This is a genomic window from Streptomyces sp. NPDC059909, assembly GCF_042730885.1.
Taxonomy (GTDB): Bacteria; Actinomycetota; Actinomycetes; order Streptomycetales; family Streptomycetaceae; genus Streptomyces.
Map to the genome: position 1 here is coordinate 81,117 of NZ_JBHWKX010000005.1, position 16,346 is coordinate 97,462.

General features: G+C 71.6%; 16 protein-coding genes and 2 pseudogenes. 14 read left to right on the forward strand and 4 right to left on the reverse strand.

Annotated features, from left to right (window positions below):
* Positions 1-41: 41 nt before the first annotated feature.
* Positions 42-521 (reverse strand): GNAT family N-acetyltransferase, encoded by a 480-nt coding sequence (locus tag ACFV9O_RS06505; RefSeq protein ID WP_385413104.1) that lies wholly within the window; start codon positions 519-521, stop codon positions 42-44.
* A gap of 52 nt (positions 522-573) precedes the next feature.
* Here ACFV9O_RS06505 and ACFV9O_RS06510 point away from each other — a divergent pair, with 52 nt between their 5' ends.
* Positions 574-1,383, forward strand: coding sequence for an exodeoxyribonuclease III (locus ACFV9O_RS06510; RefSeq protein ID WP_385413106.1), 810 nt, complete (start codon positions 574-576; stop codon positions 1,381-1,383).
* Between the two features lie 89 nt (positions 1,384-1,472).
* Here ACFV9O_RS06510 and ACFV9O_RS06515 read toward each other — a convergent pair whose 3' ends face one another.
* Complete coding sequence (locus tag ACFV9O_RS06515) at positions 1,473-2,108, reverse strand: MerR family transcriptional regulator (RefSeq protein WP_385413283.1); 636 nt, start codon at positions 2,106-2,108, stop codon at positions 1,473-1,475.
* 156 nt (positions 2,109-2,264) lie between these two features.
* Between ACFV9O_RS06515 and ACFV9O_RS06520 the strand changes: the two genes are divergently transcribed.
* The 4 genes from ACFV9O_RS06520 (at position 2,265) to ACFV9O_RS06535 (ending at position 6,112) form a co-directional block, all read left to right on the forward strand.
* On the forward strand, positions 2,265-3,809 hold the full coding sequence (locus ACFV9O_RS06520) for a flavin-containing monooxygenase (RefSeq protein WP_385413108.1): 1,545 nt from the start codon (positions 2,265-2,267) through the stop codon (positions 3,807-3,809).
* An 8-nt stretch (positions 3,810-3,817) separates the two neighbouring features.
* Positions 3,818-4,855, forward strand: a complete 1,038-nt coding sequence (locus ACFV9O_RS06525) for an alpha/beta fold hydrolase (protein WP_385413286.1) — start codon at positions 3,818-3,820, stop codon at positions 4,853-4,855.
* Complete coding sequence (locus tag ACFV9O_RS06530) at positions 4,852-5,742, forward strand: SDR family oxidoreductase (protein ID WP_385413110.1); 891 nt, start codon at positions 4,852-4,854, stop codon at positions 5,740-5,742. Before ACFV9O_RS06525 ends, ACFV9O_RS06530 begins: the two co-directional genes overlap by 4 nt.
* A 97-nt stretch (positions 5,743-5,839) precedes the next feature.
* Positions 5,840-6,112 carry a hypothetical protein gene (locus ACFV9O_RS06535; RefSeq protein WP_385413288.1) on the forward strand — a complete coding sequence of 91 codons (273 nt, stop codon included), beginning with the start codon at positions 5,840-5,842 and terminating at the stop codon, positions 6,110-6,112.
* A 247-nt stretch (positions 6,113-6,359) separates the two neighbouring features.
* Here ACFV9O_RS06535 and ACFV9O_RS06540 read toward each other — a convergent pair whose 3' ends face one another.
* Positions 6,360-9,620 (reverse strand): S41 family peptidase, encoded by a 3,261-nt coding sequence (locus tag ACFV9O_RS06540; protein ID WP_385413112.1) that lies wholly within the window; start codon positions 9,618-9,620, stop codon positions 6,360-6,362.
* Between the two features lie 145 nt (positions 9,621-9,765).
* Here ACFV9O_RS06540 and ACFV9O_RS06545 point away from each other — a divergent pair.
* Together ACFV9O_RS06545 and ACFV9O_RS06550 are read left to right on the forward strand one after the other, a co-directional pair.
* A pseudogene (locus ACFV9O_RS06545) lies at positions 9,766-9,864 on the forward strand (TetR family transcriptional regulator); the annotation flags it as partial.
* A 17-nt stretch (positions 9,865-9,881) separates the two neighbouring features.
* Positions 9,882-10,151: pseudogene (locus ACFV9O_RS06550) on the forward strand (MMPL family transporter); the annotation flags it as partial.
* A gap of 31 nt (positions 10,152-10,182) precedes the next feature.
* Here the strand turns inward: ACFV9O_RS06550 and ACFV9O_RS06555 are convergent.
* On the reverse strand, positions 10,183-10,548 hold the full coding sequence (locus ACFV9O_RS06555; protein ID WP_385413115.1) for an SsgA family sporulation/cell division regulator: 366 nt from the start codon (positions 10,546-10,548) through the stop codon (positions 10,183-10,185).
* 169 nt (positions 10,549-10,717) lie between these two features.
* Between ACFV9O_RS06555 and ACFV9O_RS06560 the strand changes: the two genes are divergently transcribed.
* From ACFV9O_RS06560 to ACFV9O_RS06590, 7 genes are all read left to right on the forward strand, one after another.
* Positions 10,718-11,773 (forward strand): energy-coupling factor ABC transporter permease, encoded by a 1,056-nt coding sequence (locus ACFV9O_RS06560; RefSeq protein WP_385413117.1) that lies wholly within the window; start codon positions 10,718-10,720, stop codon positions 11,771-11,773.
* Between the two features lies 1 nt (position 11,774).
* Entirely contained in the window at positions 11,775-12,536 is a 762-nt protein-coding gene (gene cbiQ, locus ACFV9O_RS06565) for a cobalt ECF transporter T component CbiQ (protein ID WP_385413120.1), read from the forward strand.
* Complete coding sequence (locus tag ACFV9O_RS06570) at positions 12,533-13,282, forward strand: energy-coupling factor ABC transporter ATP-binding protein (RefSeq protein ID WP_385413122.1); 750 nt, start codon at positions 12,533-12,535, stop codon at positions 13,280-13,282. Before cbiQ ends, ACFV9O_RS06570 begins: the two co-directional genes overlap by 4 nt.
* Positions 13,279-13,860 carry a MarR family winged helix-turn-helix transcriptional regulator gene (locus tag ACFV9O_RS06575; protein WP_385413124.1) on the forward strand — a complete coding sequence of 194 codons (582 nt, stop codon included), beginning with the start codon at positions 13,279-13,281 and terminating at the stop codon, positions 13,858-13,860. The genes ACFV9O_RS06570 and ACFV9O_RS06575 overlap by 4 nt, the downstream gene beginning before the upstream one ends.
* Before the next feature lie 99 nt (positions 13,861-13,959).
* On the forward strand, positions 13,960-14,397 hold the full coding sequence (locus ACFV9O_RS06580; protein WP_385413127.1) for an organic hydroperoxide resistance protein: 438 nt from the start codon (positions 13,960-13,962) through the stop codon (positions 14,395-14,397).
* An 81-nt stretch (positions 14,398-14,478) separates the two neighbouring features.
* The gene (locus tag ACFV9O_RS06585; protein WP_385413130.1) at positions 14,479-15,639 is read left to right on the forward strand and encodes a serine hydrolase domain-containing protein; all 1,161 of its coding nucleotides are present in this window, start codon (positions 14,479-14,481) and stop codon (positions 15,637-15,639) included.
* 285 nt (positions 15,640-15,924) lie between these two features.
* Positions 15,925-16,302 carry a hypothetical protein gene (locus ACFV9O_RS06590; RefSeq protein ID WP_385413133.1) on the forward strand — a complete coding sequence of 126 codons (378 nt, stop codon included), beginning with the start codon at positions 15,925-15,927 and terminating at the stop codon, positions 16,300-16,302.
* Positions 16,303-16,346: the final 44 nt, after the last annotated feature.

A 16,346-nucleotide genomic window follows, 5' to 3' on the forward strand; every position in this document is an offset into this window, starting at 1 on the left:
TCATGTCGGCGACTTCGGCACCTCGGAGGGGTTCGGAGTGTTCAGGTGAGCGGCTTCGCGAAGCAGCGGCTGTTCTCGTACTCCCGGTAGTGGCCGAACTTCGCGCACAGCTCGTAGCCGCTCGACGTGTACAGCCCGATCGCCTCCGGCTGGGCCGTGCCGGTCTCCAGCACCATCCGGGTCCGGCCCGCGGCGCGTGCGTCCTCCTCCAGCGCCGTCAGGATGCGGCGCGCCAGGCCGAGGCCGCGCGCCTCCGGGACGACGTACATCCGCTTCAGTTCGGCGTCGCCGTCCGCGTACCCCTCGTCGTTCCTGTCCTGGGTGCGCCAGCCGCCCGTGGCGACGGGGCGGCCCAGGTCGTCGTACGCGAGCAGATAGAGTCCGCGCGGCGGGCGGAACATCGACGCGTCGAGGGGTGTGGCGTCGCCCTCGTCGCCGTAGCGCGCCACGTATTCGAGCTGCACCTGGTCGTTGAGCTTGACGGCGTCGGGGTGGTCGAAAGCAGTCGGCCGGATAATCATGCGAAACATCGTACATGTATGCGCACCGGTCTCTCTCGGATATTGTGCCGGAATGCTCACTGTGACCACCGTGAATGTGAACGGACTGCGCGCCGCCGCGAAGAAGGGCTTCGTCGAGTGGCTGGCGCAGACCTCCGCCGATGTGGTGTGCCTGCAGGAGGTACGGGCGGAGGCGCACCAGCTCCCCGACGAGGTGCGCAGCCCCGAGGGCTGGCACGTGGTCCACGTCCCTGCCGCCGCCAAGGGCCGCGCGGGCGTCGCCGTCTACTCGCGGCGCGAGCCGGATGCCGTGCGGACGGGATTCGGCAGCGAGGAGTTCGACGGCACTGGGCGTTACGTCGAGGCCGACCTGCCCGGCGTCACGGTGGCCAGCCTCTATCTGCCCTCGGGCGAGGTGGGGACCGAGCGGCAGGACGAGAAGTTCCGCTTCATGGACGCCTTCCTGCCGTATCTCAGGGGCCTGAAGGATCGGGCGGCGGCCGAGGGGCGCGACGTGCTGGTGTGCGGCGACTGGAACATCGCGCACCGGGAGGCCGACCTAAGGAACTGGAAGGGCAACAGGAAGAACTCCGGCTTCCTGCCGGAGGAGCGGGAGTGGCTCGGCCGGGTGTACGCCGACGGCGAGGGCGGCGCGGGGTACGTGGACGTCGTGCGGTCCATGAATCCCGAGCAGGAGGGGCCGTACTCGTGGTGGTCGTACCGGGGGCGGGCCTTCGACAACGACACCGGGTGGCGTATCGACCTGCTGGTGGGGACGCCGCGGCTGGCCGGGAAGTGCGTGAAGGCGTATGTGGAGCGGGCGGCGAGTCACGGGGAGCGGTGGAGTGACCATGCGCCGGTGACGGCGGTCTTCGAGGTCTAGGTCCGGGCGTCCGGCCCGGGCTTCGCCCTGGCCCCGGTACCGCCCGGGTGTCCGTCATCAAGCGCCGGCGGGCTCAGTTGCGGCCGGCCTCAATCGCCGGACGGGCCCGGGTCGGGGCGGAGACGGCGGTCGAGGGCCATCGAGAGCTCCGCGTCCACCACGCTCTTCGCGAGGGGGCGGAGGCGTTCGATGTCCTTGTCGGTGGCGTGGGTGCGCAGGAGATCGGTGAAGAGGGAGGCCAGGGCGTCCGCATGGACGCGGACCTCACGGCCGGCGGCCAGGACCGCGGCGAGCGGGACGCCCTCCTTGACCAGAGCGGCGGAGACGTCGAGCAGACGGCGGCTGATGTGGACGATCTCGTCGCCGTCGGTGGCGAGATAGCCGAGGTCGAGCGCGGCGGCGAGGTTCTCGGGGGTGACCTCGCCCTCGAAGTAGTCGGCGAGTTCCTCGGGGGTGAGGCGGACCGGGGTCTCCTCGGTGGGCTCACCGAGGCCCAGGACCTCGCCGACGTCGCGGCCGCTCTCGAAGGCGGCGGCGAGGTCGGCGATACCGCTCAGGGTGTGGCCGCGCTCCAACAGGGCGGCGATGGTGCGCAGACGGGCCAGGTGGTGGTCGTCGTACCAGGCGATACGGCCCTCCCTGCGCGGTGGCGGGATCAGTCCGCGCTCGCGGTAGAAGCGCAGGGTGCGCACCGTGATGCCGGCCGCCTCGGCCAGCTCCTCCATGCGGTACTCGCGTCCTTCTGCCACAGCCGAAGCCTATGTTGTACCGCCGGTAACTTGTCGCGTCCGACCTCTACCGCGCACAAAGCCGAAGCCCTACCCTGCCAATCGTGCCAGTGAACGCTGGCACGGTTGGGTCGTTCAGCGGGAGGCGGCGGCATGGGCCAGCAGCACGAACACGTACGGGTGGCGGTGATCGGATCCGGATTCGGTGGCCTCGGCGCGGCCGTCCGGCTGCGCCGCGAGGGGATCACCGACTTCGTCGTCCTCGAGCGGGCGGACTCGGTCGGCGGCACCTGGCGGGACAACAGCTATCCCGGGTGCGCCTGCGACGTACCGTCCCACCTCTACTCGTTCTCGTTCGCGCCCAACCCCGACTGGCCCCGCACCTTCTCCGGACAGGAGCACATCCGGGCGTACCTGGAGCATGTCACCGACACCTTCCGGCTCCGCCCGCACATCCGCTTCGGCCACGAAGTGACGATGATGCGCTGGGACGGCGACGAGCTGCGCTGGGAGATCGAGACCTCGGCCGGGACCCTGACCGCGGACGTCGTGGTGTCGGCGACCGGGCCGCTCTCCGACCCGAGGATCCCCGAGATCCCGGGGCTGGCCGAATTCCCCGGGAAGGTCTTCCACTCGGCCCGCTGGGACCACGACTACGACCTGCGCGGCAAGCGCGTCGCGATGATCGGGACCGGCGCCTCCGCGATCCAGATCGTGCCGTCCATCCAGCCCGAGGTCGGGAAGCTGACCCTGTTCCAGCGCACCCCGCCGTGGGTGATGCCGCGCATGGACCGGCGGGTCAGCGGGGTCGAGCGCTGGCTGCACCGGCAGCTGCCGTTCACCGGGACCGCGCGCCGCGGACTGCTGTGGGGCATCAGGGAGTTGCAGGTCAGCGCGTTCACCAAGCGGCCGAACCAGCTCGGGCTGATCGAGTCCCTCGCCAAGGCCAACATGGCCAAGTCCATCAAGGACCCGGCGCTGCGGGCGAAGCTGACGCCCTCTTACCGCATCGGCTGCAAGCGGATCCTGCTGTCCAGCGACTACTACCCGGCGCTCGCCAGGCCCAACGTCGACGTCGTCGCGTCCGGGCTGACCGAGGTGCGCGGCTCCACGGTCGTCGCCGCCGACGGTACGGAGACCGAGGCCGACGCGATCATCTTCGGCACCGGCTTCCACGTCACCGACATGCCGATCGCCGAGCGGGTGGTGGGCGCCGACGGGATCACGCTCGCGGAGGCGTGGAAGGGCGGCATGGAGTCGCTGCGCGGCGCGACCGCCGCGGGGTTCCCCAACTGGATGACGATCATCGGGCCCAACACCGGGCTCGGGAACAGCTCGATGATCCTGATGATCGAGTCCCAGCTGAACTACATGGCCGACTACATGCGGCAGTTGGGGGTGCTCGGTGGCCGGGTCGCGCTCGGCGCTCGGCGCTCCGCCGTCGGCGCGTGGAACCGGCGAGTGCAGGAGCGGATGAAGCGCACCGTGTGGAACACGGGCGGCTGCACCAGCTGGTACCTGGACGTGAGCGGCCGCAACACCACCATCTGGCCGGGCACGACAGGGGAGTTCCGGCGCGAGACGCGCGAGGTGGACCTCGCCGAGTACGAGGTGATCCGCCCGCCGCGTCCCCGTAAAGCCGCCGAGGTCGCCGAGGCCACCGAGGCCACCGAGCTCGTCGCGGAGGAGGCCAAGTGAGCCGGCTCATGAAGCGGACCGCAGGGGCGGCCCCCGCCCCGCCCGTCGCCACCCGTGAACTGACCGCCGTCTCCGCCGACGGCTCCCGGATCCATGTGGAACTGCACGGCCCCGAGGACGCGCCCGCCGTCGTGCTCTCCCACGGCTGGACCTGCTCCACCCACTTCTGGTCGGCGCAGATACGGGACCTGGCCGCCGATCACCGCGTGATCGCCTACGACCAGCGGGGACACGGCCGTACGCCCGCCGTCGCGAAGGGCGCGCACAGCACCCGCGCCCTCGCCGACGATCTGGAGGCCGTGCTCGCCACCGCGCTCGAACCGGGCAGGAAGGCGGTGCTGGCCGGGCACTCCATGGGCGGGATGACGCTCATGGCGGCCGCAGGGCGGCCGAAGTTCGCCGAGCACGCCGCCGCCGTGCTGCTGTGCAGCACCGGCAGCTCCCAGCTGGTCGCCGAGTCGCTCGTGCTGCCGATGCGGCAGGGCCGGGCACGCACCCGGATGACCCGCGCGATCCTCGGCTCGCGCGCCCCGCTCGGCCCGGTCACTCCGCTCTCCAAGCGGATCCTGCGGTACGGGACGATGGGGCCCGGCGCGGCGCCGGAGAAGGTCGCCGAGTGCGCCCGGATCGTGCACGCCTGCCCGCGCTCGACCCGGGTCGCCTGGGCGCACGTACTCGCCGAGCTCGATCTCGATGCGGGCGTACGGGAGTTGTCCGTACCCACGGCCGTCGTCGCGGGCAGCGCCGACCGGCTCACCCCGATCGTGCACGCCCGTGCGCTGGTGGCCACGCTGCCCGAGTGCGTGGGCCTCGTCGAGCTCGCCGGGATGGGGCACATGACGCCGGTGGAGGCCCCGGAGGCGGTCACCGCCCAGATCCGCACGCTGGTGGACGCATACGTGAGGAAGGAAACCGTGAGCGACGCACGCGAGGCCGCCGGGCCGCGGACGTCGACGATGCCCGCACCTCTGCCCCGAGCGGACGGAGATGGGGGCACCCCCAGGCCGAAGGCTCTGGGGGAGAACAATATGGAGGAGGTCGTATGAGCAGGGTCGGTCTCGAGGGACAGGTCGCCGTCGTCACGGGTGCGGCGCGCGGAATCGGCGAGCTGCTGGCCCGCAAGCTGTCCGCGCGCGGGGCGAAGGTCGCGCTCGTGGGCCTGGAGCCGGACGAGCTGAAGGCGGTCGCCGCGCGGCTGCACACCGACTGCGACCACTGGCACGCCGATGTCACCGACCATGAGGCGATGGCCCGGGTCGCGCAGGAGGTCAAGGAGCGCTTCGGCAAGGTCGACATCGTCGTCGCCAACGCCGGGGTGGCGGCGGGCGGGCTCTTCGCGGACTCCGATCCGGAGGCGTGGCGGCGCGTCATCGAGGTCAATCTCGTCGGCGGCGCGGTCACCGCCCGCGCCTTCCTGCCCGTACTGATGGAGAGCCGGGGCTACTTCCTGCAGATCGCCTCGCTCGCCGCGATCACCCCCGCCCCGATGATGACGGCGTACTGCGCGTCCAAGTCGGGTGCCGAGGCCTTCGCGCACGCGCTGCGGGCCGAAGTCGCGTACAAGGGCGTCAAGGTGGGCGTCGGCTATCTGTCCTGGACCGACACGGACATGGTCCGCGGCGCCGACCAGGACGAGGTGATGCGGGAGTTGCGGCAGCGGCTGCCGTGGCCGGCGAACCGTACGTATCCGCTCGGGCCCGCCGTCGATCGGATCGTCGCCGGGATCGAGCGCCGCTCGGCGCATGTGTACGCGCAGTGGTGGCTGCGCGGGATGCAGTCGGTGCGCGGGTATTTGCCCGGGCTCGTAGCCACCGTCGGACAGCGCGAGATGCGGCGCTTCGAGCCGCGGCTGACCGGGGTGAGCAAGGGGCTCGTGGGCGCCGGCGGGGCGGCCGACGAGCTGGAACGGGGCGGGAATACGCAGCGTAATTGATCGAAATGCGCGCTATGTCCGTGCATGCCAGGCTGGTCGAGGCCCGGGGGGCCTGCACAGGCCCCCCACCGATCTCACCCTTCCAGGAGTGAACCAGATGGGTATCCAGGACCAGTTCAAGGACAAGGCTCAGCAGCTGGCGGAGCAGGGCAAGCAGCACATGGGCAACCCGAAGGAAGCCGGGTCCCCCCAGCGCTCCCCGCAGCAGCGCGCCCAGAAGCAGCACGCGCAGCCGGGGCGGACCCAGCAGCGCTCGCCGCAGCCGCAGCGCTCCCAGCAGCCGGGTTCGAAGCAGCGCGAGACGAACGACGAGTCGCGCCGGCTCCAGCAGGAGGCCGACGACCGCTTCGACCAGGACTACGACGCCTGACGTCCGAGGCTGAGTGAAGGGGCGCACCCTGTGCACGGGGTGCGCCCCTTTCGCGTGTCCGCGTGCCGCGTGTCCGCGTGCCGCGTGTCCGCGTGCCGTGCGGATGCGGCTGGGGACTCGGTCACCTGCGGCGGCCCCATGCGGCCACCCTGCCCCTTCCCGAACCGGGGCCGGCCCACGGACCCCCGACTCGTGACCGGCACCGGTCAGTTGTCAGGGGTCCGTCCTCAACCGCCGGGGCCGGCTGTCAGGTTCGGGGTGGGAGCTTCGGGCGGCGGCGGTCCGGGACCTTGTCGTAGCCGGGAGGGGTTGCCGCCGGATGCTGTTCGAGGCGGTCGAGGGCGACCTGGACCGCCGTCTCCAGGTCCGTGCGCTTGCCCTCGGCCCAGTGCAGCGGGGGGCGTTCGGCGAAGATGTCCGGGTCCACGCCGTGGTTCTCGACGGACCAGCCGTACGCGTCGAACCACGCCGCGTTCATGGGGACCGTGATGACCGTGCCGTCGCCGAGCCGGTGCCGTCCGGTCATGCCGACGACGCCGCCCCAGGTGCGCTGGCCGACCACGGGACCGAGTCCCAGCAGCCGGAACGCCGCCGTGATCATGTCGCCGTCGGACGAGGTCGCCTCGTCGGCGAGCGCGACGACCGGGCCGCGCGGTGCGTTCGAGGTGTACGAGACGGGCTGGGCGTTGCGCGTCAGGTCCCAGCCCAGGATCGGGCGGATCAGCTTCTCGATGACCAGCTCGCTGATGTGGCCGCCCGCGTTGCCGCGTACGTCGACGATCAGCGCCGGCCGGGACATTTCCTTCCGCAGATCACGGTTGAACTGCGCCCAGCCCGAGCCGCCCATGTCCGGGATGTGCAGATACCCGCACTTGCCGCCGCTGATCTCGCGTACGACATCACGGCGCTTCGCGACCCAGTCCTGGTAGCGCAGCGGACGCTCGTCCACCAGCGGCACGATCGCGACCCGGCGGGGCGGTCCCTCGCCCTCGGACGGCTGGAAGGTCAGTTCGACGGTCGTGCCGCCCGCCGCCGACAGCAGCGGATACGGCCCGGCGACCGGATCCACGGGCCGCCCGTCCACATGTGTCAGTACGGCACCGTCGCGGATGCCTGTACCGGCCAGTGGGGAACGGGCCTTGGAGTCGGACGAGTCACCGGGCAGGATCCGTCTGACGACCCACCCCTCGTCCCTGCGGACCAGGTTGGCGCCGAGGAGCCCCATCGCCCGCTGGTAGTGCGGCGGCCCCTCGTTGCGGCGCGCGGGGGTGACGTACGCGTGCGACGTGCCCAGCTCGCCCAGCACTTCGCGCAGCAGATCGGCGAACTCGTCGGGGGACGCGACCCGTTCGACCAGCGGGCGGTACTGCTCCAGCACCCCGTCCCAGTCGATGCCGCACATGTCCGGTTCCCAGAAGTACGCGCGGATGAGCCGCCCCGCCTCCTCGTACGCACCCCGCCACTCCGCGCACGGATCCACCTCGTGCAGGATCCGGCGCAGGTCGATGTAGACGGTGGAGTCGCTGTCGCCGGACTCGGTCGCGGGCACCGCCCGCAGCTCGCCGTCGTCGACGACCACCAGCCGCGTACCGTCGCCGCTCACCGCGAACCAGTCGAGATGCGGGACGAGTTCGGTCTTGCGGGCCTTGGTGATGTCGAAGTACTCGAGCGTCGGCCGGGGCGAGGGGTCGGCGGGGTTGGCGAACGTCTCGCCGAGCGCGCCCGAGATCGGCCAGCGCAGCCAGACCAGACCGCCGCCGTGGACCGGGTACAGCGCCGAGTACTTGGACGCGGACACCGGGAAGGGCGTGACGCGGTTCTCCAGGCCCTCCACCTCCACCGAGGCCGCGCCCTCGCCGGGCTCGGCCTCCACCGGGTCCAGGCCGCCGGCCGCGGGACGCCCGTCGGGCAGCAGCGCGAAGGGCGAGGGTGTCGCGGACGACAGCGGCACCAGATAGGGGCGGCAGCCCAGCGGGAACGACAGATCCCCGGTGTGCACGTCGTACACCGGGTCGAAGCCGCGCCATGAGAGGAAGGCCAGGTAGCGGCCGTCGCGGGTGAAGACGGGGTTCTCGTCCTCGAAGCGGCCGTTGGTGACGTCGACGATCGCGCGGGGACCCGGCCCGTCGAGCCGCGCCATCTTGATCTTCCGCAGGGAGCGTCCGATGCCCGGGTGCGACCAGGTCAGCCAGTTTCCCAGGGGGGAGAAGGCGAGGTCGCGCACCGGCCCGTTGTCGGACCGGATCAGCTCCGTCACCGCGCCGTCGGACTCCTCGGTCGCGTCGATGAGCAGCAGTCGCCCGTCGTGCGAGGCGATGGCGAGGCGCTCGCCCGCCGGGTCCGACTTCAGCTCCCGCACCCGGCCGAGCCGGCCGGAGGCCAGCCGCCGCGGCTCCCGGTCGCCGCTCGCCCGCGGGAGGTACCCGATCTCGATCGCGTCCTCGCCTTCGGCGTCGGTGACGTACGCGACCTGGCCGCCGTTGCCCAGCATCTCGGGGAGCCGCACCCGCACCCCGGGGGCGTCCGTCATCGTCCGGGCCGGGCCGTCGCGGTGGGTGAGCCAGTACAGGCTGCCGCGTACGGAAATGGCGCTGGCCCGGCCCGTCGTGTCGACCGACAGCCCGTCGACGTGGTTGGCGGCCGGGACCTGGTAGTGCCGACGCCCCGCGCGGGGACCCCCGAGCCGTACGTCCAGCTTCCGCGGCTCCGCGTCCGTCGCCCCCAGGTCCTCGACGATCCACAGGTCGCCCGCGCACTGGTAGACGACGCGGCGCCCGTCGCTCGACGCGTGCCGGGCGTAGAAGGCGTCGTGGTCGGTGTGGCGGCGCAGATCCGTGCCGTCGGGGAGGCAGGAGTAGAGGTTGCCGACGCCCTCGTGGTCGGAGAGGAAGGCGATGCGGCCGTCCACGAACATCGGGCTGTCCAGATGGCCGCCGAGGTCCGGCAGCAGCCGCTCCCCGTGCAGATACAGCCGCCCCGTCGCGCCGCCCCGGTAGCGCTTCCACGCGGCGGGCTCGTGCGGCGGCTTGCCGGTGAGCAGGAGCGTGCGGTGGCAGCCGTCGACATCGGTGACCGCGATGTCCGCGACCGGTCCCCAGGGGAGCCGTTTGCCGGGGTCGCCGTCCGTGGACACCTTGTAGGCCCAGGAGAAGTACGAGAACGGCTGGCCGTGCGAGGAGACGGCGAGGATGTTGCCGTCCGGGTCCCAGCCGCACACCCGGGTGTCGGTCGAGCCCCAGTAGCTGAGCCGCCGTGCCGGGCCGCCGTCGACCGGCGCCAGATGGATCTCGGGGTCGAGGCTGCGCCAAGTGGTGAAGGCGATGTGGCGGCCGTCCGGCGAGAAGCGGGGGTGGCCGACCCGGGTCCGGTCGACGGTGACCCGCCAGGCGCGGCCCGGGGTCCGGCCTTCGGGAACGAGGGGCGCGATCCAGAGATCGTCCTCTGCCGCGAAGCACAGCAAGTCGTCGTGCAGATGCGGGAAGCGGAGATACGCGACGTCTTCTCTCACCCCCCAATGCTTTCCGCGCATGCAGGGCGCGGCAACTTGTGGGGCGGGGGCTTTTGCGAGCCGAGACACGTACGAAACGGTTTCGTTTCGATGGGAAGGCGCCGTACAGTCGTACTGTACGAAACCGTTTCGTTCGGGGGTCGACATGGCGGCGGCACGCACCAGGCTCACGCCGGAGCGGGCGGCCGAGCTGTACGACGCCGTGCTCGAGCTGCTGCGCGAGGTCGGCTACGGCGCCCTCTCGACTTCTCGCAGAAGATGAACGACGCGCTGATCCCGTATCTGGCGCTCGTCGTCGGCCTCGCCTTCCTCTTCGACGCCTTCGTCGTCCGGATGGCGATCGTGCCTGCGGTGCTGGCCCTGCTGGGTCACACGGCCTGGTGGCTGCCGCGATGGCTGGACCGGGTGCTGCCCGGCGTGGACGTGGAGGGTGAGCAGCTGCGGAAGAAGGACGCCGCGGCCGCCGGCTCCGATGCCGATTCCGGCGCGGGCGCCGGCTCCGACGAGGACCGGGAGCTCGTCCGCGTCTGATCCCGAGGGTCTTACGGGGTGGCCGTGCCCGTCACGAACTGGTGGCGGTCGCGGCCACCTCTGCGTATGTCCGGCGCAGGAAGCGGATGAGGGGACGGGAGTCGAACTGGACCACCGCGACCCCCTCCGGCGAATGGAACTCGACGACCACCTGGGCGCGTCCGCACGGCCAGACGTTCACGTCCCCGCGCCGGGAGGGGGAGCGCAGACCGCTCTCCAGGAGTTCGCGCGGGAAGGTCCACTCGATGCCTCTGGGGAAGACGAAGCGGACGGCGGCGGGATCCTGATCGGGGTCGTAACGGAGGGCCACCGGAATCCGCCGGTAATGAGGGGCGTCGTTGACGATCCGGGCCTTGGCAAGCTCTTCGACAGAGGAGGGCTCGACTACGGGGGGCATCGGTCGGCTCCTCACCTTGGCGCTATTTGTCATCCAATGTCGCATATTTTCCGCTTGAAGTCCTGGGCGGGCCGTCAGCACTTGTCATTGAGGCGCTCTTGCAAGTTATTCGCAATAGGGCGCATGATCGGACGGTTGACCAGCCCTGCCCGAAAGCGGAGTCCCGCACATGCATGTCCCTGACGGATTCATCGATCTGCCCGTCTCCGCCGCAACCGGGGTCGCCGCCGCCGGTGCCGTCGCCGTCAGCCTGCGCGGCGCCCGCCGTGAACTCGACGAGCGCACGGCACCGTTGGCCGGTCTCGTCGCCGCCTTCATCTTCGCCGTCCAGATGCTCAACTTCCCGGTCGCGGCCGGCACGAGCGGACATCTGCTCGGCGGCGCGCTGGCGGCGATCCTCGTCGGACCCTTCACCGGCGTGTTGTGCATCGCCGTCGTCCTGCTGCTCCAGGGCGTCCTCTTCGCGGACGGCGGCCTCACGGCGCTCGGCGTGAACATCACCGTCATGGGCGTGGTCACGGTCGCCGTCGCGTACGGGCTCTTCCGCCTGCTGGTGAAGGCCCTGCCCCGCAGCCGGCGCTCGGTGGCCGTCGCGACCTTCGCCGCCGCGCTGGTCTCCGTACCGGCCGCGGCCGCAGCCTTCACGCTCCTCTACGCGATCGGCGGCACGACCGACGTCCCGATCGGCACGGTGCTGAGCGCGATGGCCGGCGTCCATGTCCTGATCGGCATCGGCGAGGCCGTGATCACGATGCTGACGGTCGGTGCCGTCATCGCCGTACGCCCGGATCTCGTGTACGGCGCGCGCGGGCTGTCCGCCCCGCTCAAGCTGCGCGTCGGCGGCGAGCTGGTCGACGCCGAGCCCACGTCGGCCGCCGCCCCCGTGGCCACGGGCTCCACGCGCCCCGTCTGGATCGCCGGCCTCGCCGCCTCCCTCGTCCTGGCCGGTGTCGTCTCCTTCTACGCCTCCGCGAGCCCCGACGGACTGGAGAAGGTCGCCGCCGACAAGGGCATCGACAGGAAGGTCGAGGACCACGCCGCCGCCGACTCGCCGCTGGCCGACTACGGCGTCGAGGACGTCGACAACGCCAGGCTCTCCGGCGGTCTCGCGGGCGTGATCGGCGTCGGCGCCACGGTCGCGGCCGGCACCGGTGTGTTCTGGGTGGTACGCCGTCGCCGCACCGCCGGGACCGGAGCCGCCGAGACCAGCACGGTGGCGTCCTGACATGGGAGCGGGCCACGCCCACAAGCTCTACCGGCACGGGCACTCGCCGGTCCATGAGCTGCCTCCGCACTGCAAGATCGCCGCGGCCCTGTGCTTCGTGATCGTCGTGGCCGCCACGCCGCGCGAGGCGGTCTGGGCCTTCGGCCTCTACGCGGTGCTGCTGGGCGTGGTCGCCGCCGCGGCACGCGTCCCGGCTGCCTTCCTGCTGAAGCGGCTGCTGATCGAGATCCCGTTCGTCGCCTTCGCGCTGCTCATGCCCTTCGTCGTGCCGGGCGAGCGGACCGAGCTGCTCGGGATCTCCCTCTCCGTCCCCGGACTGTGGGGCGCCTGGAACATCCTCGCCAAGGGGACGCTGGGCGTCGCCGCCTCCGTCCTGCTCGCGTCGACCACCGAGCTCCGCTCCCTGCTGCTCGGACTGCAGCGGCTCAAGCTGCCGCCGCTGATGGTGCAGATCGCCACGTTCATGATCCGCTACGGCGATGTGATCTCCGACGAGATGCGGCGCATGTCCATCGCCCGCCGCTCGCGCGGCTTCGAGGCGCGCGGCGTGCGCCACTGGGGCGTGCTCGCCAAGTCCGCGGGCGCGCTCTTCATCCGCTCGTACGAGCGCGGTGAGCGGGTGCACCTGGCCATGGTGAGCCGCGGGTACGCGGGCACGATGCCCATGATCGACGAAGTGACCGCGGACCGCGCCGACTGGACGCGGGCCGCCGCCCTCCCGCTCACCGCGCTCGCGGTCTGTCTGCTTGGCTGGACGCTATGACGACGTCGCTGGAGGTCAAGGGCCTCGCATACGCCTACCCCGACGGCCACCAGGCCCTCTTCGGTGTCGACCTGGGCATCGCGCGCGGCGAGCGGGTCGCGCTGCTCGGCCCGAACGGCGCCGGCAAGACGACCCTCGTGCTCCATCTGAACGGCATCCTCACCGGCGGTGCAGGCACCGTCACCGTCGCCGGACTGCCGGTCGGCAAGCAGCACATGGCCGAGATCCGCCGCAAGGTCGGCATCGTCTTCCAGGACCCCGACGACCAGCTCTTCATGCCGACGGTCCGGGAGGACGTCGCCTTCGGACCGGCGTCGGCCGGGCTGCGCGGCGCGGAGCTGGAGGAGCGGGTGACCACCGCGCTGCGGCGGGTCGGGATGGCGGAGTACGCGGAGCGCCCCCCGCACCACCTCTCCTTCGGCCAGCGCCGTCGGGTCGCCGTCGCGACGGTGCTCGCGATGGAGCCGGAGATCCTCGTCCTCGACGAGCCCTCGTCCAATCTCGACCCGGCATCGCGCCGTGAACTCGCCGACATCCTGCGGTCGTTGGACGTCACCGTGCTGATGGTCACGCACGATCTGCCGTACGCCCTGGAGCTGTGCCCGCGCTCGGTGATCCTCAGCGAGGGTGTGATCGCGGCCGACGGCCGGACGCAGGACCTGCTCGGCGACGCCGAACTGATGCGCGCGCACCGGCTGGAGCTGCCGTTCGGTTTCGACCCGCGGGCTGTGACAATGGGCGCGTGAACGAGGAACCGGTCGCAGCCCCAGGTCCCGCGGCGTCGCTGCTGCTGGACGACCAGTTGTGCTTCGCGCTGTACGCGGCCCAGCGCGCGGTGACGGCGGCGTACCGTCCGCTCCTCGACGAACTCGGCCTGACCTACCCGCAGTACCTGGCGCTGCTGGTGCTCTGGGAGCGGGGCGAGATCCCGGTGAAGGAACTCGGAACCGCCCTGCGCCTGGACTACGGGACGGTCTCGCCGCTGCTGAAGCGGCTGGAGTCGGCGGGTCTCGTGCGGCGGCAGCGGTCGGCCTCCGACGAGCGTTCGGTGCGGGTCGTGCTCACCGAGCACGGCGAGGGGCTGCGGGCGCGCGCGGCATGCGTGCCGGAGTCGCTGCTGGTGAGCACCGGCATGGGCGCGAAGGACATCGCGCGGCTGCGGGGCGAGCTGCACCGGCTGGCGGCGCGCGCGTCGGCGTCCGCCTCCGGCCCGGCGTCCGCCTCCGGCAAGGCTCCCGGCCCCGGCCCGGCGTCCGCCTCCGGCACTCCCGGCCCCGGCCCGGCGTCCGCCTCCGGATCGGCGTCCGCTCCGCAGCGAGGCTGACCGCCTGCCCGGCTACCCCTGGGTAGTACGGTCTCCGTCGACTCCGATACATTGCGCGCGATGTACTTGCGCACATCTCATCCATGAGGGCGGAGGACGATGACGGACCAGGACACCCGGCCGACGAAGATCATGTACGTGGCGGAGGCCACCGCACACGGCGGCCGCGAAGGCTACGTCACCAGCCACGACAGCCGGATCGACCTGCGCCTCGCGATGCCTCCCGCGCTCGGCGGCGACGGCGAGGGCACCAACCCGGAGCAGCTCTTCGCGGCCGGATACAGCTCCTGCTTCCACAACGCGCTGGTGCTCGTCGGCCGCAGGGCGGGCTACGACCTCAGCCGCTCCACGGTCGCCGCCAAGGTCGGCATCGGCCCCAACAAGTCCCGCGGCTACGGACTGGCGGTCTCGCTCGCCGTCTCGCTGCCGCTCGTCGACCAGGAGCTCGCGTCGAAACTCGTGGCCGCCGCCCACGAGGTCTGCCCGTACTCGAACGCCACACGCGGAAACATCGACGTCTCCATCGTCCTGAGCTGAGTCCGTGACCGACCCGGAATCCGGACCCGCGCGGTCACGTTGCACCATGGGGGCAACCGATCGGGACAGGGAGTGTGGGACGTGGACGTCCGGGGCACGGTGGCGGAAGGCTTCGAGCCGGTCCGGGACGCCTTCGTACGCAACTTCGAGCAGCGCGGGGAGCGCGGCGCGGCCGTCGCCGTCTACCGGGACGGCGTGAAGGTCGTCGACCTGTGGGCGGGGACGCGGGACGTCGACGGGACCGCTCCGTGGGCCGTGGACACCGCGCAGGTCGTCCGCTCGGCGACGAAGGGCGTCGCCGCCGCCGTACCGCTGCTGCTGCACCAGCGCGGGCAGCTGGACCTGGACGCGCCCGTGGGGACGTACTGGCCGGAATTCAAGGGGGCGGGCAAGGAGCGGGTGCTCGTACGGCATCTGCTGGCGCACCGGGCCGGCGTGCCCGCACTCGATCGCCCCCTGACCGTGGCGGAGGCCACCGACGGCACGTCCGGGGCGCGGGCCGTGGCCGCGCAGGCCCCGGCCTGGGAGCCCGGCACCGACCACGGGTACCACGCGCAGACGTACAGCTGGCTGCTGTCGGAGCTCGTCCGCCGGGTCACCGGCCGCACGCTCGGCCGCTGGACGGCCGAGGAGATAGCCCGCCCGCTCGGCCTGGACTTCTGGGTCGGGCTGCCCGCCGAGGAGGCGCACCGCGTCGGCCGGCTCGGCCCGGTCGAGGAGCCGCCCACCGCCGCGGGCGGCGGGCTGAAGCTGCGCCCCAAGCGGTCCGTCTCCGAGGCCTACCGCGACCCGGAGTCCCTCACCCGCCGCGCCTTCGGCGCGATCGACCCGCTGCCGGACGAGAACGACCCGCACTACCGCGCCGCCGAACTCCCCGCGTCCAACGGCATCTCCACGGCCCGCGCGCTGGCCCGCTTCTACGCGGCCACGATCGGCGACGTCGACGGCCACCGCCTGTTCGCCCCGGCCACCGTCACCCTCGCCCGCACCGAGGAGTCGGCCGGCCCGGACCGCGTCCTCGTCGTCGGCACCCGCTTCGGTCCCGGCTACATGCTCCACGGGCCCGCCTCCCCGCTGCTCGGCCCCGGCTCCTTCGGCCACCCGGGCCGTGGCGGCTCGCTGGGCTTCGCCGACCCCGAGTCGGGCATCGCGTTCGGGTACGTCACGAACGGCATGCGCAAGGGGGTCACGGCGGATCCCCGTGCACAGGCTCTGGTGCGGGCGGTCCGCTCGGCGCTGTGATCGCCTCGGGCGGTCCCTTTCCCGAGGCAACCCCGGGCCTCCGGGGAGCATCTGTCCTTCCGGTAGGACCACACCCGTGAGGCGGGGCACCGAGGCGGCGAACCACCTTCGGTGAGTGAACCTTTGGCCAATAAATGGGCCATCCTCATGGCCAAAAGATCACTTGTCGTGATCTCGGGTGAAATGTGAGGGTGGTCCAAGCCGCCTGGGGGGTGCGGAGGTTTGCGGCTGCCTCTCCATCCCCCTTCGTGAGACCGCAGTTCACACCACAGGGGGAACAACACAGTGCTGAGCAAGAAGATCACGGCCTCGCTCGTCGGCATGTCCGCCGTCGTCGGCGTCCTCGCCATGGCCCCGTCCGCACAGGCAGTCGACCGCACCTGTTACGACGGCAACTTCTGCATCTACAAGGACCGGGACTTCAGCACCGACAACTCGATGTACCGGACGAAGATCGAGTCGGCGCGCTGGGACCTCGACATGTCCTCGGTCTACGAGAACGACAGCTCGTGGCGGAACCGCCGCGCCAAGGGCTCCCGTACCTTCGGCGGCCGCTGGATGACTCTCGGTACCGAGATCTGCATCATCGGCGGCGGCCAGGTGAACTACTACTGGGACGCCAATGACGACGGTGCGAGCCACCGGCTCAACGAGAGCTGCTGACCCATCACCAGCTGAAGTCTGCTGAGGCTGCTGCCCCCGGATCC